Origin of the sequence: Citrobacter sp. wls710 (assembly GCF_005281115.1) — a bacterium.
Classification (GTDB): Bacteria; Pseudomonadota; Gammaproteobacteria; order Enterobacterales; family Enterobacteriaceae; genus Citrobacter; species Citrobacter werkmanii.
In genome coordinates this window covers 313,442-334,284 of the sequence record NZ_SZXD01000026.1, presented here as the reverse complement: position 1 = coordinate 334,284, position 20,843 = coordinate 313,442, and the positions used below count along the sequence as shown (strand labels likewise).

Below are 20,843 nucleotides of genomic sequence, written 5' to 3'. Positions count from 1 at the left end.
TTCATTTACCGTTTTCGCACCGTTTTGCGGTGCTTTCCCTGGAAAAGCAATATGTCGTATACACCGATGAGTGACCTCGGACAGCAAGGACTGTTCGATATTACTCGTACATTATTACAGCAGCCCGATCTTCAGTCTCTCAGCGAGGCGCTTACACAGCTGGCCAAGCGTTCCGGACTGGCCGACTGCGCGGCTATTGTCTTATGGCAGGCACAAACGCAACGTGCGCGTTATTTTGCGACGCGCGAAAATAGTAAACCTATCGATTATGAAGACGAAACGGTGCTGGCGCATGGGCCGGTGCGCCGTATTCTGTCGCGCCCCGACGCGCTGCACTGCAACTATCATGAGTTCACGGAAACCTGGCCGCAGCTGGCATCCGGCGGATTATATTCTGAATTTGGTCACTACTGTCTGCTGCCGCTGGCGGCGGATGGGCGCATCTTTGGCGGTTGCGAATTCATTCGCAATGAAGACCGGCCATGGAGCGAAAAAGAGTACAATCGGCTCCAGACCTTCACCCAGATTGTCGGTGTCGTGGCTGAACAAATTCAAAGCAGAGTCAGCAATAACGTCGATTACGATCTGCTGTGCCGTGAGCGTGACAACTTTCGCATTCTGGTCGCCATCACCAATGCGGTGCTTTCCCGACTGGACATAGACGAACTGGTCAGCGAAGTCGCTAAAGAGATCCACCATTATTTCGACATCGATGCTATCAGCATCGTGTTACGCAGCAGTCGCAAAAATAAGCTGAGCATCTACTCCACCCACTATCTGGATGAACATCACCCGGCGCATGAACAGAGCGAAGTGGACGAAGCAGGCACGCTCTCTGAGCGGGTCTTCAAAAGCAAAGAGATGCTGCTGATTAACCTGAGCGAACGCGACGCCCTTGCTCCTTATGAACGGATGCTGTTCGAGACCTGGGGCAACCAGCTACAAACGCTGTGCCTGCTGCCGTTGATGTCCGGTAATAACATGCTTGGCGTACTGAAGCTGGCGCAGTGCGAAGAGAAAGTCTTCACCACCGCCAACCTCAAACTGTTGCGCCAGATTGCCGAACGCGTGGCGATTGCCGTGGATAACGCCCTCGCCTACCAGGAAATTCATCGTCTGAAAGAACGTCTGGTCGATGAAAACCTGGCGCTGACCGAGCAGCTCAACAACGTTGACAGCGAGTTCGGCGAAATCATTGGCCGCAGCGAAGCAATGTACAGTGTACTCAAACAGGTCGAGATGGTGGCGCAAAGCGACAGCACCGTATTGATTCTCGGCGAGACCGGAACAGGCAAAGAGCTGATCGCCAGAGCAATTCATAACCTGAGTGGCCGTAACGCCCGCCGGATGGTAAAAATGAACTGCGCGGCAATGCCTGCCGGATTGCTGGAGAGCGATCTGTTTGGTCATGAGCGCGGCGCGTTTACCGGGGCCAGCACGCAACGTATTGGGCGTTTCGAACTGGCGGACAAAAGCTCACTGTTCCTTGATGAAGTGGGCGATATGCCGCTTGAGCTTCAGCCGAAGCTATTGCGCGTTTTACAGGAACAGGAGTTTGAGCGTCTGGGCAGCAATAAGCTGATCCAGACCGATGTCCGTTTGATCGCCGCCACCAACCGCGATCTGAAAAAGATGGTCGCCGATCGCGAGTTTCGCAACGATCTTTACTATCGGCTGAACGTCTTCCCGATCCATCTGCCGCCGCTGCGTGAACGCCCGGAAGATATTCCGCTGCTGGTAAAAGCCTTCACCTTTAAAATTGCCCGCCGGATGGGGCGCAATATCGACAGTATACCCGCCGAAGCTCTGCGTACGCTGAGCAGTATGGAATGGCCGGGTAACGTGCGTGAACTGGAAAATGTGGTAGAACGCGCAGTACTCCTCACAAGGGGCAATGTACTGCAACTGTCTCTGCCGGATGTCGTCGCTTTGTCGCCTTCCACGCCGCCGGTGGCGACCGAAGTCGCACAAGATGGCGAAGATGAATACCAGCTGATCATGCGCGTGCTGAAAGAGACTAACGGCGTGGTTGCCGGTCCCAAAGGCGCGGCGCAACGACTGGGACTGAAGCGCACGACGTTACTGTCACGCATGAAGCGCCTGGGTATTGATAAGGATGCGCTGGTTTAACGGTTCGCCCGATGGCGCTTTGCTTATCGGGTCTACCCACTGGTGCGTTTATATTTGTAGGCCGGATAAGGCGCAACCGCCATCCGGCATAGAATTGCTACATTACTTCTTCCGCTGGTACTTTTCGGGCAATTCCGGGACAGGACGTTTGTCATCAATCAGATGACGTACGGTCAGGATCGGATGACGCCAGAGCATTCTTGGCCCAGCCCAGCGCATAATCTGCTTCATCTCTTCACGTTTGGCGGGTTGATAACAGTGTACCGGGCACTGTTTGCAGGCCGGTTTTTCCTCACCAAATACGCATTTATCGAGGCGCTTTTGCGCATAGGCAAACAATGCATCGTAATGCCCCGGCTCGTCTACAGCCTGCGGACACTGGCTCTCGTACAGCGAGATCATTCTCTGGATCGTCATTTTTTCTCGTGCAATACGTTTGCCGGACATGGTGCCTCCCCAATTAAGTTGCATAAATAATACACCTTAAACATGCAAAGGACTATTACCTGAAGGTGATACATTCTTAGCACCCTACGCAAATAAGAATTATTTTCATTTGTTTATACCTTGTGCTATATAACATAGCAAAGGCTATATTCGTTGATAAATTAACCACTTTGTTGTGAGGGATACTATGCCGCAGCTGCCCCATCTGAAGTCATTTCTCCTTGCTGGCGCGTTAACGGCGCTGACGTTGTCACCTGCCTGGGCGCAAGAAAAGTTCAAAGTGATAACCACCTTTACGGTGATTGCGGATATGGCAAGTAACGTGGCAGGTGACGCCGCGGACGTCAGTTCCATCACCAAACCTGGGGCAGAAATTCATGAATATCAACCCACGCCGGGCGATATCAAGCGGGCGCAAGGCGCACAGCTTATTCTCTCGAACGGGCTTAACCTCGAGCTGTGGTTTGCCCGTTTCTACCAGCATTTATCCGGCGTGCCGGAGGTAATGGTCTCCAACGGTGTGCAGCCAATGGGTATCAGCGAAGGGCCGTACAACGGCAAACCCAATCCGCACGCCTGGATGTCGGCAGAAAACGCGCTGATCTACGTGGATAATATTCGCGATGCGCTGATGAAATACGATCCGCAGAATGCCGCAACCTATCAGAAAAATGCGCAGAATTATAAAGCCAAAATCCAGCAGACGCTGGCGCCACTACATGCAGAACTGGCGAAGCTCCCTGCCGATAAACGCTGGCTGGTCACCAGTGAAGGCGCGTTTTCTTATCTGGCACGTGATAACGGCCTGAAAGAGTTGTATCTGTGGCCGATCAATGCCGATCAGCAGGGTACCCCCAAACAGGTACGCAAAGTGATCGATGCGATCAGAGCGCATCATATCCCAACGGTATTTAGCGAAAGCACCGTGTCCGATAAACCTGCGCGTCAGGTGGCCCGTGAGTCTGGCGCACATTACGGCGGCGTACTGTATGTCGATTCGCTCAGCGCGGCCGATGGCCCGGTACCGACCTATCTGGATTTACTGCGCGTCACCACACAAACCATTGTTAACGGCATCAACGAAGGTCTGGAGAGCCAACCATGAATCACTCTGCGATTACCGTAAATCAGGTTACGGTGACGTATCGCAACGGTCACACCGCATTGCGGGACGCCACTTTTCAGGTTCCGGGCGGTTCGATTGCCGCCCTGGTCGGCGTAAACGGTTCAGGAAAATCAACGCTTTTTAAAGCGCTGATGGGGTTTGTTCGCCTGGCGCAGGGGGAAATATCTATTCTGCAACAGCCGGTTAATCAGGCACTGAAACAGAATCTGATTGCCTATGTCCCTCAGTCGGAAGAGGTGGACTGGTCGTTTCCGGTACTGGTGGAAGATGTGGTGATGATGGGTCGTTTTGGCCATATGGGCTGGCTGCGTCGGCCAAAACAGACCGACCACGCCAGTGTTGATGCAGCGCTGGCACGGGTCGATATGCTGGACTATCGCCATCGCCAGATAGGTGAACTGTCCGGCGGGCAGAAAAAACGCGTTTTTCTGGCAAGAGCCATCGCTCAGGATGGACAGGTGATTTTGCTGGATGAACCCTTCACCGGCGTGGATGTGAAAACCGAGGCGCGCATCATCGACCTGCTACGCGAACTGCGCGATGAGGGGCGGACCATGCTGGTCTCTACCCATAATCTGGGATCCGTTACCGAATTTTGTGATTACACGGTAATGATTAAAGGTACGGTGCTGGCAAGTGGCCCGACCGAAACCACCTTTACGACTGAGAATCTTGAGCAGGCATTCAGCGGCGTTCTGCGCCATGTGGCGCTGAGCGGCGGTGAGCAACATGTGATTACCGATGATGAACGCCCGTTTATTTCGCGACGCGCGGCCAACGAGGGGGAATAATCATGAACTGGCTGACAGAACCGTTTGGTTACCAGTACATGCTCAACGCAATGTGGGTCTCGGCAATGGTCGGCGGCCTGTGTGCGTTTCTCTCCTGCTATCTGATGCTCAAAGGTTGGTCGCTGATTGGCGATGCGCTGTCGCACTCTATCGTTCCGGGCGTTGCCGGCGCTTATATGTTAGGGCTTCCCTTCGCCCTTGGCGCATTTCTTTCCGGTGGACTGGCAGCGGGCAGCATGCTGTTTCTCAATCAGCGTTCGCGCCTGAAGGAAGATGCGATTATCGGACTGATTTTTTCCTCTTTTTTCGGTATTGGGCTGTTTATGGTGTCGCTCAATCCGATGTCGGTCAACATCCAGACCATTATTCTGGGAAACGTGCTGGCGATTGCACAGGAAGATATTCTGCAACTGGCCATCATCGGCGTCATCTCGCTGACTATTCTGTTGCTGAAGTGGAAAGATCTGATGGTGGTTTTTTTTGATGAAAACCATGCGCGCTCCATCGGTCTGAATCCTGGCCGGTTAAAGCTGTTATTTTTTACGCTGCTCTCCGTTTCCACGGTTGCCGCTCTGCAAACCGTCGGCGCATTTCTGGTGATTTGTCTGGTGGTCACACCCGGTGCCACCGCCTGGCTGCTGACCGATCGTTTTCCGCGTCTACTCATTATCGCCGTGGCTATCGGCAGCCTGACCAGCTTTTTTGGCGCCTGGCTGAGCTACTGGCTGGACGGCGCAACCGGCGGAATTATTGTGGTTCTACAAACGCTGCTGTTCCTGCTGGCGTTTGTCTTTGCGCCAAAACACGGTCTGCTGGCGAATCGCCGCCGCGCCCGCCGGGTGAACAAGGAGTCCGTATGATCTTCACAATGCTGCTGGAACCCTTTCAGTTTAGCTTTATGGTCAATGCGCTGGTCATCTCCACCATTGTCGCCATCCCCTGTGCGCTGTTGTCGGTATTTTTGGTGCTTAAAGGCTGGGCGCTGATGGGCGATGCCATGAGCCACGCGGTTTTTCCCGGCATTGTGCTGGCGTGGATAGCGGGTATCCCACTGGCGATTGGCGCGTTTATCGCCGGGCTGTTTTGTGCGGTGGCAACGGGCTATCTCGACGACAATAGCCGGATTAAGCGTGACACCCTGATGGGGATCGTCTTTTCCGGTATGTTTGGCGCGGGCCTGGTGCTATACGTTTCGATCCAGTCGGAAGTCCATCTCGATCATATTCTGTTCGGCGATATGCTGGGCGTATCGTTTAGCGATATTGTGCAAACCTTGGTTATTACGCTGGGAATTGCGCTTATAATCGGGCTGAAGTGGAAAGATCTGCTACTGCACGCCTTCGATCCGCATCAGGCAAAGGCCAGCGGTCTTAACACGACGCTACTGCATTATGGTCTGTTGTGTATGATTGCCCTGACGATCGTCGCCACGCTGAAATCGGTAGGCATTATTTTGTCGATTTCCTTGCTAATTGCACCAGGCGCCATTGCGATATTAATGACACGGAAATTTTCCCATGCCTTATTGTTGGCGGTGGTCATGTCGGTCATAACCTCATTTCTGGGCGTGTATCTGTCATTTTTCATCGACAGCGCGCCAGCTCCCACCATCGTCGTATTATTTTCTCTGCTGTTTGTGATTACCTTTATTTATTCAACGCTGCGCGATCGCCGTTTAGAGAAACAGCTGCTGCGGCATGATATATAAATAACGCTTAATAGTATGCTCGCTAATATTATGACATCGACAGGCACCCCAGCCATGAATATAGCCTCCCGCAGGAGGCTATATTCTCCGAAAACTACAACATCGTGAGAATACGATTTAATAAACGGATCCGCGGTTCAATTGAGGCAATATCAAGCCACTCATCGGCACTGTGAAAACCTGCACCGACAGGCCCTAGCCCGTCCAGTGTTGGAATACCTAACGCCGCCGTCAGGTTGGCATCGCTACCACCACCCACGGCCTGCCAGGTAACCGAAATTCCCTCTTCTTTCCCGGCCCGTTCAACCAGCGCCATCAGGCGTTGTGTCTCTTCGCTCGCCGCCATCGCGGGTTTATGACTTACGCGGGTCAGCGTGGTGGTCACGCCATCAAGGAAACCTTGCTGACACAGCGACTGTAGCGACTTGTGCACGCGCTCATACTCTTCATTTTCCCAAAAACGCACATCCAGTTCCGCGTGTAGCTTTGCCGCCACGACGTTCGCCGCGCTTCCCCCCTGCACCACACCGACGTTTAGCGTGGTTCCGCGGGTCATATCGGTCAATGCGTTAATGGCCAGCACACTGTTGGCAAAAGCGGTAATGGCAGAACGCCCTTTTTCTGGTTCATTCCCGGCATGCGCCGCCACGCCGTCAAACGTCAATTGATAGCCGCCGACCCCTTTTCGCGCTTTCACCAGCGAACCGTCAGCCCGGGCAGCTTCACAGACCAGCACGCAACGCGACCGCTTCGCCAGTTCGCTAATCCACATACTGGAGTGAACGCTGCCGGTCTCTTCATCCGGATTCATCGCCACCGCGATAGATAAACGTTGCAGATGCTCCGCCGGCAGTGTGCGCATCGCCCAGAGGATATTCAGTAAACCGCTTTTCATATCGGAAACGCCCGGCCCGTAAAGACGGCTTTCATCGCGGCTCATTGGACGTTCAGCTACGGTTCCCACCGGGAAAACGGTATCCAGATGACCTACCAGCAGTACATCATACTGCGTCGCCTGGGGCTTATTGGTCACCAGCAAGGCCGGGCCCACAGCATTGCCTAAATCTACCAGCTCCGTTTGCCAGCCTTCTTCCTGCTGCCAGAGTTCACGCACCACCGCGGCAACCTGGGCTACCCCCGCGACCGTTTGTGTTCCACAGTCTACGTTGACCAGCGTTTGCAGTTCATCAATGTATTTTTCCAAATCCATGGTATTTCCTTATCAGAGAATAATGCGCATCAGCAGCATCGCTAAAAAAGCGTTCAAAACGGAGATAACAATCATCAGGGGAATACGTTTAGCGCTGGTGCCAATAACCCCCAGAATGCGTCCCAGGTACTGCACCTGGGAGCCCATCAAATAAATTGCCGGCGCCAGGATAGCCAGGTGTTCACCGGTCAGAATGCCTTTATCAAACAGACCAATCGCAACGCCAATACCTCCGCCCATCGACATCCAGCCGCCAATCAGTACCGCTGCGGCTTCACCTGGCAGGCCAAAAAGTCCCATCAGCGGAGCGAATATCATGCCAAGCCCTTTCAGCGCCCCGGTAATCTCCAGCGCCTTGATGATGACAAAGGCCATCACCACGTTTGGCAGCGTGCTGGTGGTGGCGATGTTCCAGCCTTTACGCGCACCTTCGACAAATACATCGGTAATAACAGGATTAGAGGTTGGCGCACTCATGATGCTTCTCCCGGAACAGTTGATTGGGCTTTTTTATTGGTGAAAGTCAGGATCAGGCGCATCATGTTGGCGCCAACAATTTTCATGATGAACATCACGGCCACACACGCGCCAATGGACGCGGGTACCGCCGGGGTACCATCCACTGCCATCAGGGTGAACAGGATTGCGCCGGAAGAGAAAAAGTTAGTGATCATGGCCCCGGCAGAAAACTGGAACATAGCAAAAATGTCCTTTTCGTTTTCTGTAATTTCACCTTCATCGGCCAGGTTACGGGTAAGCGATGCGCCAACGTCCGTACTCTGCAAGCTGCCAATCAACGCCAGACCGGTATTTCCAGGGATCCCCATCAGCGGACGCAATAATGGGGTCAACAGGCGCCGCGCCGCACGCAGCGCGCCGTAGTGTTCCAACACATTAATCATGCCCAAGGCAAACATTACTGCGGGGATTAATCCCAGCGCGAAAAGAAAGCCATCCATAGCACCATGACCACCGGTACCACGAAATGCGCTGGTTGCGGTCGTCAGGGTATCGCCTTCAAGACTCACTTTACTGACAACCCTGCCAAATGCGCCATTCAGAGTGGTGAAATCAAATACACCGTACCATTCTTTTCCGCCGAGTAATCCAGAGAAAAATACTGCGGCAAATGCCAGAGCAAAATAAGCCCCGGGTCCTACCTTATTATCCTGGGAGGGTAAACTCATATCCATTTCCTTGTTATCGTGGAGAATCACCCGGACATTTTGAATAAACAAAGAATAAATAAAGTGATTTAAATCATTTCCACGACGCGAACCAAATAGAAATATTTAAAAATGTGACGGGCCTGCGCTTGCTATTTAATTAAAGCCATCATGCTGACATTTAAATTAATCATTATTTATGTAATGAAGCGTAAATATCACAACAGGAAGGTGAGCGGCATTAAAAAAGATAAACAAAAATATTTACAGCTAAACTATTTCATGCCGCGGTAAAATAGATTTATAACACCATTAGCCTATCGCCAGCTTAACAACGGGCTGAAGGCTTCGCTGCCCACCAATGCACGTAGCGCAGGTAGATGACAGTTGCGCGCCAGAAGCGGTGGTACGGCAAAAATGGTGTCGCCAGGTAAGATGACATTCTCCAGTTGTCCCCACAGGTACCAGCCGGTTTCAACGCCGCTATCCGGGACAAACAGATGCAAATGTCTGCCCTGTTGCGGCTCATCGGCAATGCCCAGCCACTGGCTTAAACGCGGGATTTCCGGCGCAACCCGCGTCACCAGCGAACAGCGCCCGACCTGGTTTGCCGGAATATAAAAATTGAGCGTTCCGAGGGTAATACGCACCGCAGCCAGATTAATGGGAGCCGTCATAACCACTGGTCTCCTGATAACGCGCAAAAACCAGATTCAGATCGAGCAGCGTGAACCAGGTTTCCGCCACATTAACCACCCCCACTGCGATAGTTTGCAGTGCCGGAGGCAGCGAGTCTCCCGGCAAGTGGATTTGGCTTTCGGCGACTTCCAGCACATCAATCAGTTTGTCGATCAGGATCCCGCTTTGCATTTTCTCGGCGCAGCCAATCAGGATAGTGCGTTTACCTGCCGGGTTAACGGCTGGTTTATCGATGAGGCTGTCCAGCCTCATCACCGACTCTACACGTCCACGGTAGTTGATGACGCCTTCCAGCATCGGCGCACAGCAGGGAACCCAGGATATAGGACGCTCCGCGAGGATCTCTTTTATCTGCGCCCCATAGAAAGCAAAATTCTTACCCGCCAGTTGAAATAGCACCAGCGTTCGCTGCGGCTCATCCACATTTTCACACTCCGGCTTTTCACCGTGATTTAGGGCGAGAATTTGCTCCAGCTGTTGGCTCATGATTTCTCCTTTTTACTCAGCAATGCAGAAGGTGTTACGGCCATTTTGCTTCGCGGCATACAGCGCCTGGTCGGCGCGTTCGCGCAGCGTTTCAACACGATCGCCAAACTGCCACTGTGCGATGCCTGCGCTAAAGGTACTGTGAAAACTGGCGTCATTGACGGCGAAGGTGACCTGTTCATAGTCCCTGCGCAATCGTTCGACCACCCGTGCCGCCTTTTCGCTACTGGTGTTGGGCATAATGATGACAAACTCTTCGCCCCCGTAACGCCCCACGATATCGGTGCTGCGTAAGCGATGGGAAAACAGCTGCGAAATGCCAACAATCACCTGGTCGCCAACCGCGTGACCGTAGGTGTCGTTAATGCTTTTGAAATGATCCAGATCCACCATCACCATGCAGAACGGATTACCGCTGTAATTCGACTCGGCAATCGCGCTTTTCAGAAAATGGGTTGTCGTTGAGTGGTTATATAACCCACTCAGACTGTCCTGCGACATACGCGCACGCAGGGCGCGCATTCTTTCGGCACGGATAGACACGGCACGGATGAGCTCCTCGGGATCGGCTTGTTTGAGAATAAAATCCTCCGCACCGATGCTCATTGCCCCAAGCTGCGCATGCTTGTTGGTCTCGCTGGAGAGATAGGCGATCGGCAAACCAATATGCTGTGGTATCTGACGAATAAGTTTTGTTAATTCCTCACCGCTAAATTCCGGCATATGGTAGTCCATCAGCACCAGATCGATAGGCTGCGCGTTCAGCACATGTAGTAAATAGTGAGGTTTCTCCAGCACATGTACCTCCATTCCCGCCATGCGCAGCCTTTCAGCGTTGTATTCCGCCACCGCGGGTTCATCATCGATCAACAGCACCTGATACGGTTTTTTCAGCGAAGGCTGCGTCAGGCGGTGTAGTTCCTGTACCAAATCAGTGATAGAAGCCGGTTTCACGTAGTAGCCATCACAGCCGGATTTAATGGCATTGATACGGGCGTTAAAATCGCTGTGGCAGGAGAGAAATAGAACCGGGAAAGGTTTACCCACTTTCTGCTTTAGATCCGCCATCGTCAACGGCCCACCGTAGGCGTTGTCCGGAAAGCTGACATCCATAATCACCACGGCTGGCGGTTGTGCCAGTACAGCTTGCGTAAAATCCTCAGTATTGGCGAATACATGACAGGTAAAGCCGAAACAGCGCAACTGGGTGGCAAGCAACTCCACCTGGTCGACATCATCATCACACAGGTAGATAGGCTTGCTGGCCCGCCGGACATATCCCTCTTCCGGGCGCCGGGAGGAAACAGGCAAGGTGAACTCCGTATCGCTAATACGATGTTCAAGATTGAGCTGCTCCTGGGTGAGGGTATACAACCAGCGGATAATTCGCCGCAGCTCATCATAATGCAGTATGCTTTGCTCTGATTCCGATTCTGTTAGTAAACGCTCACCTTCTGCTGAGGCATTCGCCAGCGGGCTAAAACCAAAGGACCCCGCCGAACCGTGAATACTGTGCAGCAGAATATGCAATTGCTTACGACAAGCTTCGCTGGGTTCAGCGACCAATTGAACGAGCAGTCTTTCTGCCTGTGCCAGCATATCGGGGATGCGACGTAAAAATCCCTGACGCAGACGCGCTATTTTTTCCTGCGCCGCCGCTATGGCTATGTGCTTATTTTCTGGTTTCATCAAACGCCCAAGCTTATTCAGTGACCACGGACGGTAGCAGGAGCGCATTCACTGCCGCCCCCAGATTTTCCGCCAGGTTTTCATCTTTTTTTACCCACCGGTCATACAGGAGATCGCTGGCCGTCACTTCGTTTGCACTGAGTAATATAAAGGGCTTAGACCAGGCCTGAGCGCGTAACAGCGCCAACAAATCCAGACCACTGATCTCAGGCATATGCAGATCGCTAATCACCAGGTCGATGTTTTTATCCGAATCCAGGCACGCCAGGGCAGAAATAGCGCCTTCCACAATCACCACGTCGTAGCCATCCATCTGTAAAAAAATAGAGGCCAGCTCAGCCGCAAAAAGATCATCATCCACTAATAAAATTCGCATCTTCTCTCTCGATTTTGCGCCATCAGCACAAAAGCATTTTTAATGTTTTTATTAAACTGTCCTGCTCGAAATCGCCTTTGGCGATGTAGGCGTCCGCCCCTACCTGAATGCCCCGTCGTCGGTCTTCTTCCTTCGCGCGGGAGGTCACGATAATGATTGGCGTGTGCTGGTAATTTTTCTCTGCACGCAACGATTTGGTGAAGGTAAAACCATCCATAAACGGCATTTCGACATCCGTCAGTACGGCATCGAATTGGGTCAGTTTCGCTTTTTGCAGCCCTGACAGCCCATCTTCAGCCAACGTGACCTGATAGCCATGCGCCTCCAGCACATTTTTTTCTATCTCGCGGGTATTGAGGGAATCATCAACTACCAGCACGTGCCAGGCATCTTGCGCCACGCTCGACGCGGGCGCCGGAGCGCTGGTTTGCCTTGATTGTTGCGCCATCGCCATCAGCGCAGGCACTTGCAGAATGCTGACCAGTTGGTTATCCGGCGTCTGTACCATCCCGGAGACCAGCGACTGCTGCTGCATATGCTTTGGTAACGGTTTGATCATCATCTTGCGTTCATCGAGCAGCTTATCTACCCGCAGCGCCATTTTGCTGTACTGGTTCTGCACGACGATTAAACGTTGTCCTGCCGATGAGAGATTGCCCTGGCGATCGTGAATGCCCAGCAGAGCGCCTGCGCAAACCACGGGAATAAACTCGTTATGCAAAATAATGGCTGGTCGCCCGGCGATTTCGCTAATCCCCTGCGCAGTACACTCCACCACCTCAACCACATACTGTGCCGCCAGTCCGAACAGGTGTCCCTGCTCTTCAAATTGCATAATTCGCATCATCGTGAGCGAGACAGGCAGGCGCAGGCTAAAGCTGGTTCCGACGCCCGGGCGACTGTATACCTGCAAATCACCTTGCAGGTCGGTCACCACCGTTTTGCGCACCACATCAAGACCCACACCGCGCCCCGACAGCTCAGAGACTATCTTGCTGGTGGAAAAGCCGGGATGAAAAATCAGCTCATTACACTCCTGCTCGGAGAGTTGTCCCGCCATCGATGCGGGAACCAGGCCTTTGCTGACCGCCTTCGCGCTGATGGCCTCATAGTTGAGACCGCGACCGTCATCTTCAATGCGCAGTAATATTCCGCTGCCGTCCTGTTGAGTGGTGATGGTAATGGTGCCACGGGTCGATTTACCCAGCGCCAGGCGTTCGTCGATCTCGCCAATGCCGTGATCGACCGCGTTACGCAGCAAATGCGTCAGCGATTCCGATAGCCGGTCAATGAGCTGGCGGTCGATTTCCACTTCACCGCCGACGAAGCGGCACACCACCTGTTTGTTCAGCGTGGAAGCCAGTTCACTGACCTGTAAGGAGATCGGCTCAAACAGCGTCGATAGCGGAAGCATGCGGATCCGCGCCGCCACGTCGTACAGTTCAAACATCTGCAAATGCTGGAGCTGAACGCTTTCTTTTAGTTGAGCGCTGAAATCATGGATCTGCTGGCGAAGCTGCTCGGCGCTCAGGCCCGGCAATCGGGGGACCAACTGACTCAGGTTTTGGATCTGCTGTTCAAGGCGATCATGTCCGGCGAGCACTTCCCCGAGGATGTCGATCAGGCCGTCTAGCTTGTTCAGCTTAACTCGTACGAAATCGGCCTGCTTGATACCGGAGTCCAGGGAGGGGGCTGCGGCAGAAGCCGAAACACCAGGTTTGTCCGTAGCCGCTGGCGACTCCTGCGCCACAGTAACGGTTTCTCCCCGGCTGGCGGATGCCAGGCGTTCGCATAGCCCGGCATCCGCCGGTGGCAACTGATTATCGCCCTCGCTGACAAAAAGCTGGGTCAACTGGCCCGAAAGATATTCCACGGACTCATGAATCAGATTACCCAGCGCCCTGTCCGGCGTCAGTTTGTTATCGCGTAGCTCACTTAATACATCTTCAAGATGATGAGTGACATCAGCGATACTTTGCAGTTTCAGCATCCGCGCGCCCCCTTTCAGGGTATGCGCGGCGCGAAACATCTCACCTATCCAGGCTTCAGTATGTTCATCAGCGGAGAGGAGGAACGCCCCTTCGCTGATCGTCTGCAAATGACCTCTCCCTTCATCAATAAAGCGCAGAACGAATTTTTTCAGATCGATAGCCATAATCGCTCTTATTAGCCACTTCGGTGGGCAAATTGCGCCAGTTGATGTTCACAAAGAAAACGAAACGTATTGCCAGGAAACACCATCGGCAAACGCAGACGACAAACCGCAGATGGGTTGTTCATTTCGTCGTTCAGCAGTTGCATCACCACGCGATACGTACGCTGCGCAGGCTGACTTAACTCGCTTTGACGGTACATTTCGGCCAGATAATAGTGCGCCGGCCAGTAACCAGGCTCCTGATAAACCACCTGTTTAAACCAGGCGATAGCCTGCTGCGTCTGACGCTGCCACATCATCGCCAGGCCGAGCAGCATTTTGGCCTCTGCCGACCACTCATCCTGAGCGAGGATCTTCTGCGCATTTCCGGCGGTCTGAGAAAATTCACGCTGCTCAAGGGCAATGACGCCCTGAATCAGCAACGCATCCGGGTTACGGGGATCGTCGCGTAGTACGTGGGCGATGCACGTTTCAGCCTCTGAAAAACATTTTTCATCGAGACAGGCACGAGCCTTTTTTAGCCAGTCATCATTTTGCTGAGCCATGGGCATGGAAGGTTCATACTCCACTACCGCTCTCGGCTGCGGAGCGCGTACCGCTACCCTGGGTACCGGTACGATTGTTGGCGGTTCACGATGGTGGCAAAAATAAAAAATGCCCTCTTCCTGCTCTAGCTTCAGAATGTCGAAATTGTTGGCCAACGTTTCCGCGTTGCCAAAAAATAAGGCCCCCTGAGGCTGGAGCATTTTCGACAAATTACCGTGCAGTTCACGACGCGTTGGCGTGTCGAAATAGATAGACACGTTACGCAGCAAAATGATGTCCACTTCCGGCAACAGCTGCTCTTTTATAATGTTGGTGCGGTGAAACGAGACTTTCTCACGGATCGCATCATGCAGTCGGTAGAGGTTTCCTGAGCGGGTAAAATAGCGCTGCTGAATGTCTGGGTCGACGCCGCGAAACGAGTAGCTTGAATAGCTGGCATTTCTGGCTTTTGCCAGGATTACCGGGTCAATATCACAACCGTAAATTTCAATCCGCTGAGCCATTTCGCCCGGATATTTCTCATGCAGTTTAATCGCCAGCGAATAGGCTTCTTCTCCGGAAGAGCATCCGGCGCTGAGAATACGCACCGGGCCGCTGCGCTGTTGCAGCAGACGCGGGACCCACTTATCGCAGATCAAATCCAGCGTCTCGTTTTCGCGGAAAAAATAGGTTTCGTTAATAGTAATTAGCGTAATGACGTTATCGAACTCGTCCTGCGAAATACGCAGTTGCTCATAATATTCATAACAATCAATGATATTCCGTTCAGCCATACGCCGACTCAACGCCGATTTCAGCAACGCTTCCATTGCATTATCAAAATGCAAACCCACCCGGTCTTTGATCAGGCGGGCGTAATCAGGAAGATTGGGGATCATGGCAATTTACTCTCAAAATGCCCGTGAAAGGCCATCGATAGCAGCACCTTCGCGAGACCGTCCAGAGGGATCGTGCGGTGTATCAGTTGCCTGTCGATCGCGTTCTTATTCATACCGAACACCACCGAGCTTTCTTCATCCTGCGCCAGCGTTCTTCCTCCCCGGCGGAAAATAAGCTCAATGCCGCGACAACCATCGCTACCCATACCCGTCATAATCAGCCCGACGGCCTTTTCACGAAACACCTCAGCCACCGACTCCAGCAACAGATTGCAACTGGGATGATAGACATCGCTTTCCTGTCTGGGGATTGCCGCCAGGCGTTGATTGCTTTTGACGATCAGGTGCTGTTCCGGCGGTAAAATATAGACGTACCCTGCTTCGACCCGATCGTCTTCCTGCGCCAGCCGCACCTTCAGTTCGGTCACGCTGTCCAGCCAGTGCACCATATTTTTTGCGAAGCCATCGGCAATATGTTGGGCAATGAGCACCGGGCATGGAAACGTACCGGGGAGATCCTGTAATAGCTTGCTCAGTGCCTGAGGCCCCCCCGTCGAACAGGCAATCGCCAGCACAAAAGGCCAGTCCTGCGGTGTCTTTACTGTGTCCATCGTCGGGCGCGCGGCGGGCATGACCGGTTCGGTTGGGTGGCGTAATCCCTTGATATGACGAATCACTTTCACACCGACCAACAATTCCACTTTGCGATGCAGCGCATCGGTCGAGAGCGGGAAATCGCTGCTATGGTGCAGCACCGCCAGCGCCCCACGGGAAATATAATCATCATCCCATTGTTTCTCTGGGCAAAACCGCATCACAAGGATGGGAATAGCGCTGGTCGCCATGATCGTTTCCACAACCTCGACGTTATCGGGGCTTGAGGTATCCAGCGTCAGAATCAGCAGATCGGGCATCAGCTGTTGTAATAATCTCATCGCTTGTCTGCGATGGGCGGCTTGCCCCACCACTTTAATGTGCGGATGATCTTCCAGTTGCCTGACCAGTTCATTACGCGATGCGCTGTCCAGGTCAAGGATCAGCACCCGTATATTGCCGCTGTTCATGCATCCGTTTCCGTCAAGGTGAATGACGTCGACGCTTCTTTCAGTGCTTTCGACAGTTGCGTCATATCCTGACTGACAACCAAAATGTCTTTGATCGATTGCGAGGTATAGTTACTGGCCACCACGATCTCACGCAGCGCCATGACCACCTGATTGCTCGCCGTTTTCTGCTGCTGGGTCGATAGTGAAATTTGTAGCGCCGCCGTGGAAGTTTGCTCGGCGGTAACGACGATGTCGTTCAGATGTTCAGCGCTGACTTTACAAGCTCTGGCTCCCGCTTTAATGCTCTCGCCACCTTTCTCCGCGTTCAGCACCAGACGATTGATCGCGTTTTGGATCTCGCTGATCTTGTTCTCGATCTCAACCGTCGATTCCGTCACGGAGTCGGCCAGACGACGAATTTCAGCCGCCACCACCGAGAAACGCTTACCGGCTTCTCCTGCGCTGGCGGCCTCCAGCGCGGCGTTAAAGGCGATAAGTTTCGTTTGATCGGCAACGCTATTGATGATCACCATCACGCGACTGATTTCCGTCGACTTATTGCCGAGCATCATAATTTCACGCATGTTTTGCTGATTATCGGTATCAATATCCGTCATCCGCATCAGCAATTGTGACATCGACTCTGAACCTTTATTGCAATCCTCGAGCGTCTGGTTGGCAATATCCACTACCGCCCGCGAGTGCTCAGCAATCTGTGTCGATGAAGCCGATAACTCTTCCATCGTGGAGGTAATCTCGGCCACCGAGGATGACGTTTCCACGCTGGTTGACGCCTGACCATCTACCGCTTCGGTAATATGCAGTGAAGCCTGGTGTACCGAATCCGCGTGAGAAACCATATCGCCGACCAGCGAGTGCAGACGCTGACGCATCATCTCTACCGCGCTCAGCAGTTCACCTATTTCATCGTGATGATCGATCTCAACATCAACCGTTAAATCTCCTTTTGCGATGGTCTGCGCAATCCCGAGTACGCGGTTTAAACGGCGTGAAATCAGAAAACGACTGGCAACGGCAATCAACACTAAAATGACCGGTAACAGAAAAGCCGTGAACAGCAACAGGCCATTGCGTACCAGGTTACTGCTTCTGGATACATCATCAACGTAGCTGGTGGTGGCAATAATCCAGTCGATCCCGTCGATATATTCATAGACGGCAACCTTGGTCCTCGGCGGCGTACCGTAGCGACTTACCCAGTTGTAGTAAGTGATGCCATTTTTATGTTCGAGGATATCGGCAAACAGCTTATAGCCATTGGCATCGGTGATATTGATCGCCTGTTGATTGCTCAACGATGGATGGACCAACATACGACCCGGTTCGAATCCGGCATCCAGCACGTAGGCGTAACCCTCTTTACCAATATGCACATTCAACAAACGCTGAATGATCGGTTGCAGACTTTGTTTAACATCGAATCCCACCGCAACCGCGCCAACGACCTGACCATATTTATCGGCTATCGGCTCATAGTGGCTAATAAACTGCTTTCCAAACAGCGTGACCACACCCGAAAATGGTTTGTTTTTCAGCAGTAGCTGCAATGCTGGGTTATCGTGCCCCAATGCCGTTGCGGTAGCCGTATTGCCAGAGCTTGCCAATAACGTGCTGCTAACGCGCACAAACTGCTCGCCTTGCAGAATAAATGTGCTGGCAAATACGCTGGTTAATTCGGTGAAATGCGCGTTCGTATTAGGATTGCTCAATACCGCTTTTAATTCAGTTGCATCCATATAACGCAGCGGCTTATCGGCAACGTTTTGGTAATTATTAATATAAACGTTGCTGTAATGCTCCGCATCGCGGGTGACGCGCTGGAATTCATTAGAAATACTATTGTGGAAAATACGTGTGTTGGTTTTAATCATCTCCAGGGCATTAGCCTGTAATTCCCGGGAAAGGTAAGAAGATAATATAAAAGAGGCACCAATCAGCAGCGTTGCAATACAAAAAACTAGAATCATTCCGAGCTTCATGGCCACACCGGGATGGATATTGTGCAGCCATGAGAGCAGTCGGGCGCGCGGTCCCATACCGGCAGCGCCCGCCGTTCGATTCTTCACTTTACTAATGTCACTCATGATTTTTATTCTCTACCTGAGAAGAAATTACTTTTTTTGGCCATAAGGCGTTAGCGCCCTGCTATTCCAACGTGAGCAATGGTGTAGGTTTGCCAATGTGATATCCCTGTAACCACCCAACATTCATTTTTTCCAGACATGCCTGAATATTGGCGTTTTCGACAAATTCAGCGACCACCTGCATATTTTTCATTTCAGCGACACGGCAGAATGACTCGACGATGTAGTAGCTGATCTCGCTTTCGGTGATCCGGCGAATAAAAGATCCATCTATTTTCAGGATGTCTGCTTCGATATTCATCAAGCGCGCATGACTGGCAAATCCGGTACCAAAATCATCAATCGCCACGCGGCATCCCAGCTGACGTATTAAGCTCAGGGTTTCCACGGTTTGTTCTTTATCTGATAACGTATCCGCTTCGGTTATCTCAAAAATAATCCGCTGCGGCTCCACAGCGTAATCGTGCAGAAGCTGAGTAATTCTGGTGACAATATTTGAACGACACACCGTTACTGGTGCCAGGTTAATGGCAAAACAGCGCTGCGGATGGGTGCGCATGAACTTTAGGGTGTTTTCGATAACCCACAGATCGATATCCGGCGCCAGCCCCGCATCATGGGCAACCGGCAGAAAGCTGTTTGGTGGAATAAATTCCCCCCGTTCGTTGAGCATACGGATCAATATTTCATGATATGGCGCTTCGCCACGGGTACTGACTATCGGCTGGGCCATCAGAACGAAGGCATTATTATCCAGCGCATTTTGCAATGCGGTGCGGATTTCTGTTTTATCAACGATGTGGTTGCCAAGGACCCGACTATGCTGCGCTTCGAGATTTTCCGGCCTGCCGTTGGTCAGAGATAAACCAGCTACCATGCCGAGCTTACCCACCAGCTGGTAGATGTCATCGCTATGCTCGTTAATCAGGCAATAGCCCAAACCACTGCGAAAACCCAGCCGGCGGTTGTTGTAGAAGAGGCGAAAACTATTAGCTGCCTGGTACAGGTCGCATAACCGCTCCCAGGACCCATTCTCCAGGCGGATAAGCAGATCATAACCCGCGTGATAATAGACCTTCTCGCTTTTGATCAGATGACTTCTGAGATGCTCAGCAAGGATCTTTTGGTAGCGGGCGCGAAAATGAAAACCATAGCGGCGCGAAAAGAGCTCCAGCTCGGGGATCTGTATCAGGCATACCGTCGCCCCCTCAGTGGTAAACAACTCCGTCTTCAGAGCACGCAGGTTCGCCATACCCGTCATCGGGTCAGTCAGACCCAACAGCAGGACCTGGTTAAACCGCTGGCGGGTAAATTTTGCCAGCGCTCCCATGATCACAATGGTGAGTGAAAAGACAAAAATAAGGGTGGAAACCAGCGCCTGATGCAGCATGAAATTGATGTCGCTGGCGATATAGCTGTCGTTATGTTTGCCTAAAATAATCAGTACGACTGTCCACACCAGCATGGTGAACGAGTGACCAATCTTAATCGCCCCCCACAGCATCAATGGAAATAACAGGATCAGGCTATAGAAAGAAAAAAAGATGTTCGGACTGTGTGGTGACGTCAAACAGAACATCAGTGAAATCAGCAAAATACACCAGATACTGACGCCAAAGGCGGTGATATTCCCTTTACACTGAAAGACAATTGCTCTGATAAAGGTCAACAGGTAAGACGGTCGACGAATGATGCGATAAATTTTGTAGAAAAAGGGGATGCCCGTCAGGCAACCGTTGATGATCCCCTGAATACGTACCAGCATCTCCAGGCTCATAACTGGGATATTGTCCACATCCGGGCGATGGCCATGGGTGACGAACACGGCAAAAATCCTGCTGAATAACAGATAGAGCAGGATGTTGAAGCCGCATAGCCAAATCAGGCGGCTCAGGCTGATTTTTATACGGCCAAAACTGGCGCAGCTGCGTGTGCCCGTAACGTTGCGATAAGCGGCATAGCTAAAGGTTGAGGCCATAACCAGGCACAGCGCATCCACCCGCTCGCTTTGTGGCCCCACTACGAACATCAACGCGAGAAACAGAATAAATCCCGGCAATACCCGAAAACCAAACAGAACCAATGCGGCGGAAAATACGGCGAGTTTGAGATCGTAAACTGTTAAAATATTATTATTGAGAAGACAATAACCGTTAAGATATTGTGCCAGTGGATATAACAGGCCAGGCAAAGCAAGTGGCAGGCACCATTTTTGAATGCTTTTTGCTGTGTTAGTATTTATTATCGCGTCCAAATCAATTTATCCGCTATGCACTATACCAATA

Annotated in this window: 18 protein-coding genes; 5 read left to right on the top strand and 13 right to left on the bottom strand. The window is 52.2% G+C overall.

The features are described from left to right. Window positions 1-51 precede the first annotated feature (51 nt). Window positions 52-2,130, top strand: a complete 2,079-nt coding sequence (gene flhA, locus FDX14_RS10625; protein WP_061382334.1) for a formate hydrogenlyase transcriptional activator FlhA — start codon at window positions 52-54, stop codon at window positions 2,128-2,130. Window positions 2,131-2,232: 102 nt separating this feature from the next. Here flhA and FDX14_RS10620 read toward each other — a convergent pair whose 3' ends face one another. Next, window positions 2,233-2,577: a nitrous oxide-stimulated promoter family protein gene (locus FDX14_RS10620; RefSeq protein ID WP_042311148.1), complete on the bottom strand. Its 345-nt coding sequence runs from the start codon at window positions 2,575-2,577 to the stop codon at window positions 2,233-2,235. 187 nt (window positions 2,578-2,764) lie between these two features. On the opposite strand from FDX14_RS10620, the gene FDX14_RS10615 reads away from it, so the two are divergent. From FDX14_RS10615 to sitD, 4 genes are read left to right on the top strand one after another with little or no spacing between them, the layout of a single operon-like run. Further along, window positions 2,765-3,682, top strand: coding sequence for a metal ABC transporter substrate-binding protein (locus FDX14_RS10615; RefSeq protein ID WP_042310613.1), 918 nt, complete (start codon window positions 2,765-2,767; stop codon window positions 3,680-3,682). Beyond that, a complete protein-coding gene (gene sitB, locus FDX14_RS10610; RefSeq protein WP_137349491.1) occupies window positions 3,679-4,494 on the top strand; it encodes an iron/manganese ABC transporter ATP-binding protein SitB in 816 nt (271 codons plus the stop codon). The genes FDX14_RS10615 and sitB overlap by 4 nt, the downstream gene beginning before the upstream one ends. Window positions 4,495-4,496: 2 nt before the next feature. Next, a complete protein-coding gene (sitC, locus tag FDX14_RS10605; RefSeq protein ID WP_137349490.1) occupies window positions 4,497-5,354 on the top strand; it encodes an iron/manganese ABC transporter permease subunit SitC in 858 nt (285 codons plus the stop codon). After that, window positions 5,351-6,202, top strand: coding sequence for an iron/manganese ABC transporter permease subunit SitD (sitD, locus tag FDX14_RS10600; protein WP_061382338.1), 852 nt, complete (start codon window positions 5,351-5,353; stop codon window positions 6,200-6,202). The genes sitC and sitD overlap by 4 nt, the downstream gene beginning before the upstream one ends. 94 nt (window positions 6,203-6,296) lie before the next feature. Here the strand turns inward: sitD and FDX14_RS10595 are convergent, their stop codons facing one another. The 12 genes from FDX14_RS10595 to FDX14_RS10540 form a co-directional block, all read right to left on the bottom strand. Then, window positions 6,297-7,412 carry a M20 family metallopeptidase gene (locus FDX14_RS10595; RefSeq protein ID WP_137349489.1) on the bottom strand — a complete coding sequence of 372 codons (1,116 nt, stop codon included), beginning with the start codon at window positions 7,410-7,412 and terminating at the stop codon, window positions 6,297-6,299. 12 nt (window positions 7,413-7,424) lie between these two features. After that, window positions 7,425-7,889 (bottom strand): YjiG family protein, encoded by a 465-nt coding sequence (locus FDX14_RS10590; protein WP_042310622.1) that lies wholly within the window; start codon window positions 7,887-7,889, stop codon window positions 7,425-7,427. Continuing rightward, a complete protein-coding gene (locus FDX14_RS10585; protein WP_042310623.1) occupies window positions 7,886-8,605 on the bottom strand; it encodes a nucleoside recognition domain-containing protein in 720 nt (239 codons plus the stop codon). Before FDX14_RS10585 ends, FDX14_RS10590 begins: the two co-directional genes overlap by 4 nt. A gap of 290 nt (window positions 8,606-8,895) precedes the next feature. Beyond that, window positions 8,896-9,255, bottom strand: coding sequence for a hypothetical protein (locus tag FDX14_RS10580; protein WP_042310626.1), 360 nt, complete (start codon window positions 9,253-9,255; stop codon window positions 8,896-8,898). Then, window positions 9,239-9,763 (bottom strand): chemotaxis protein CheW, encoded by a 525-nt coding sequence (locus FDX14_RS10575; protein ID WP_137349488.1) that lies wholly within the window; start codon window positions 9,761-9,763, stop codon window positions 9,239-9,241. Before FDX14_RS10575 ends, FDX14_RS10580 begins: the two co-directional genes overlap by 17 nt. Window positions 9,764-9,775: 12 nt before the next feature. Then, window positions 9,776-11,500 carry a diguanylate cyclase gene (locus tag FDX14_RS10570; protein WP_252182525.1) on the bottom strand — a complete coding sequence of 575 codons (1,725 nt, stop codon included), beginning with the start codon at window positions 11,498-11,500 and terminating at the stop codon, window positions 9,776-9,778. Continuing rightward, complete coding sequence (locus FDX14_RS10565; protein WP_042310631.1) at window positions 11,466-11,828, bottom strand: response regulator; 363 nt, start codon at window positions 11,826-11,828, stop codon at window positions 11,466-11,468. The genes FDX14_RS10570 and FDX14_RS10565 overlap by 35 nt, the downstream gene beginning before the upstream one ends. A gap of 22 nt (window positions 11,829-11,850) precedes the next feature. Continuing rightward, window positions 11,851-13,983, bottom strand: coding sequence for a hybrid sensor histidine kinase/response regulator (locus tag FDX14_RS10560; RefSeq protein WP_137349487.1), 2,133 nt, complete (start codon window positions 13,981-13,983; stop codon window positions 11,851-11,853). An 11-nt stretch (window positions 13,984-13,994) separates the two neighbouring features. After that, window positions 13,995-15,407 carry a CheR family methyltransferase gene (locus tag FDX14_RS10555; protein WP_137349486.1) on the bottom strand — a complete coding sequence of 471 codons (1,413 nt, stop codon included), beginning with the start codon at window positions 15,405-15,407 and terminating at the stop codon, window positions 13,995-13,997. Then, window positions 15,404-16,471 carry a chemotaxis protein CheB gene (locus FDX14_RS10550; RefSeq protein ID WP_079226074.1) on the bottom strand — a complete coding sequence of 356 codons (1,068 nt, stop codon included), beginning with the start codon at window positions 16,469-16,471 and terminating at the stop codon, window positions 15,404-15,406. Before FDX14_RS10550 ends, FDX14_RS10555 begins: the two co-directional genes overlap by 4 nt. Further along, window positions 16,468-18,558, bottom strand: a complete 2,091-nt coding sequence (locus tag FDX14_RS10545) for a methyl-accepting chemotaxis protein (RefSeq protein WP_137349485.1) — start codon at window positions 18,556-18,558, stop codon at window positions 16,468-16,470. Before FDX14_RS10545 ends, FDX14_RS10550 begins: the two co-directional genes overlap by 4 nt. Window positions 18,559-18,619: 61 nt before the next feature. Continuing rightward, window positions 18,620-20,812 carry a sensor domain-containing phosphodiesterase gene (locus FDX14_RS10540; RefSeq protein WP_137349484.1) on the bottom strand — a complete coding sequence of 731 codons (2,193 nt, stop codon included), beginning with the start codon at window positions 20,810-20,812 and terminating at the stop codon, window positions 18,620-18,622. Between the last annotated feature and the right edge of the window lie 31 nt (window positions 20,813-20,843).

What these genes read in the sequence shown, in the direction of transcription:
- flhA (WP_061382334.1), top strand. Translation starts at nt 52, where the DNA reads ATGTCGTATACACCGATGAGTGACCTCGGACAGCAAGGACTGTTCGAT.
- FDX14_RS10620 (WP_042311148.1), bottom strand. Translation starts at nt 2,577, where the DNA reads ATGTCCGGCAAACGTATTGCACGAGAAAAAATGACGATCCAGAGAATG.
- FDX14_RS10615 (WP_042310613.1), top strand. Translation starts at nt 2,765, where the DNA reads ATGCCGCAGCTGCCCCATCTGAAGTCATTTCTCCTTGCTGGCGCGTTA.
- sitB (WP_137349491.1), top strand. Translation starts at nt 3,679, where the DNA reads ATGAATCACTCTGCGATTACCGTAAATCAGGTTACGGTGACGTATCGC.
- sitC (WP_137349490.1), top strand. Translation starts at nt 4,497, where the DNA reads ATGAACTGGCTGACAGAACCGTTTGGTTACCAGTACATGCTCAACGCA.
- sitD (WP_061382338.1), top strand. Translation starts at nt 5,351, where the DNA reads ATGATCTTCACAATGCTGCTGGAACCCTTTCAGTTTAGCTTTATGGTC.
- FDX14_RS10595 (WP_137349489.1), bottom strand. Translation starts at nt 7,412, where the DNA reads ATGGATTTGGAAAAATACATTGATGAACTGCAAACGCTGGTCAACGTA.
- FDX14_RS10590 (WP_042310622.1), bottom strand. Translation starts at nt 7,889, where the DNA reads ATGAGTGCGCCAACCTCTAATCCTGTTATTACCGATGTATTTGTCGAA.
- FDX14_RS10585 (WP_042310623.1), bottom strand. Translation starts at nt 8,605, where the DNA reads ATGGATATGAGTTTACCCTCCCAGGATAATAAGGTAGGACCCGGGGCT.
- FDX14_RS10580 (WP_042310626.1), bottom strand. Translation starts at nt 9,255, where the DNA reads ATGACGGCTCCCATTAATCTGGCTGCGGTGCGTATTACCCTCGGAACG.
- FDX14_RS10575 (WP_137349488.1), bottom strand. Translation starts at nt 9,763, where the DNA reads ATGAGCCAACAGCTGGAGCAAATTCTCGCCCTAAATCACGGTGAAAAG.
- FDX14_RS10570 (WP_252182525.1), bottom strand. Translation starts at nt 11,500, where the DNA reads ATGCGCTCCTGCTACCGTCCGTGGTCACTGAATAAGCTTGGGCGTTTG.
- FDX14_RS10565 (WP_042310631.1), bottom strand. Translation starts at nt 11,828, where the DNA reads ATGCGAATTTTATTAGTGGATGATGATCTTTTTGCGGCTGAGCTGGCC.
- FDX14_RS10560 (WP_137349487.1), bottom strand. Translation starts at nt 13,983, where the DNA reads ATGGCTATCGATCTGAAAAAATTCGTTCTGCGCTTTATTGATGAAGGG.
- FDX14_RS10555 (WP_137349486.1), bottom strand. Translation starts at nt 15,407, where the DNA reads ATGATCCCCAATCTTCCTGATTACGCCCGCCTGATCAAAGACCGGGTG.
- FDX14_RS10550 (WP_079226074.1), bottom strand. Translation starts at nt 16,471, where the DNA reads ATGAACAGCGGCAATATACGGGTGCTGATCCTTGACCTGGACAGCGCA.
- FDX14_RS10545 (WP_137349485.1), bottom strand. Translation starts at nt 18,558, where the DNA reads ATGAGTGACATTAGTAAAGTGAAGAATCGAACGGCGGGCGCTGCCGGT.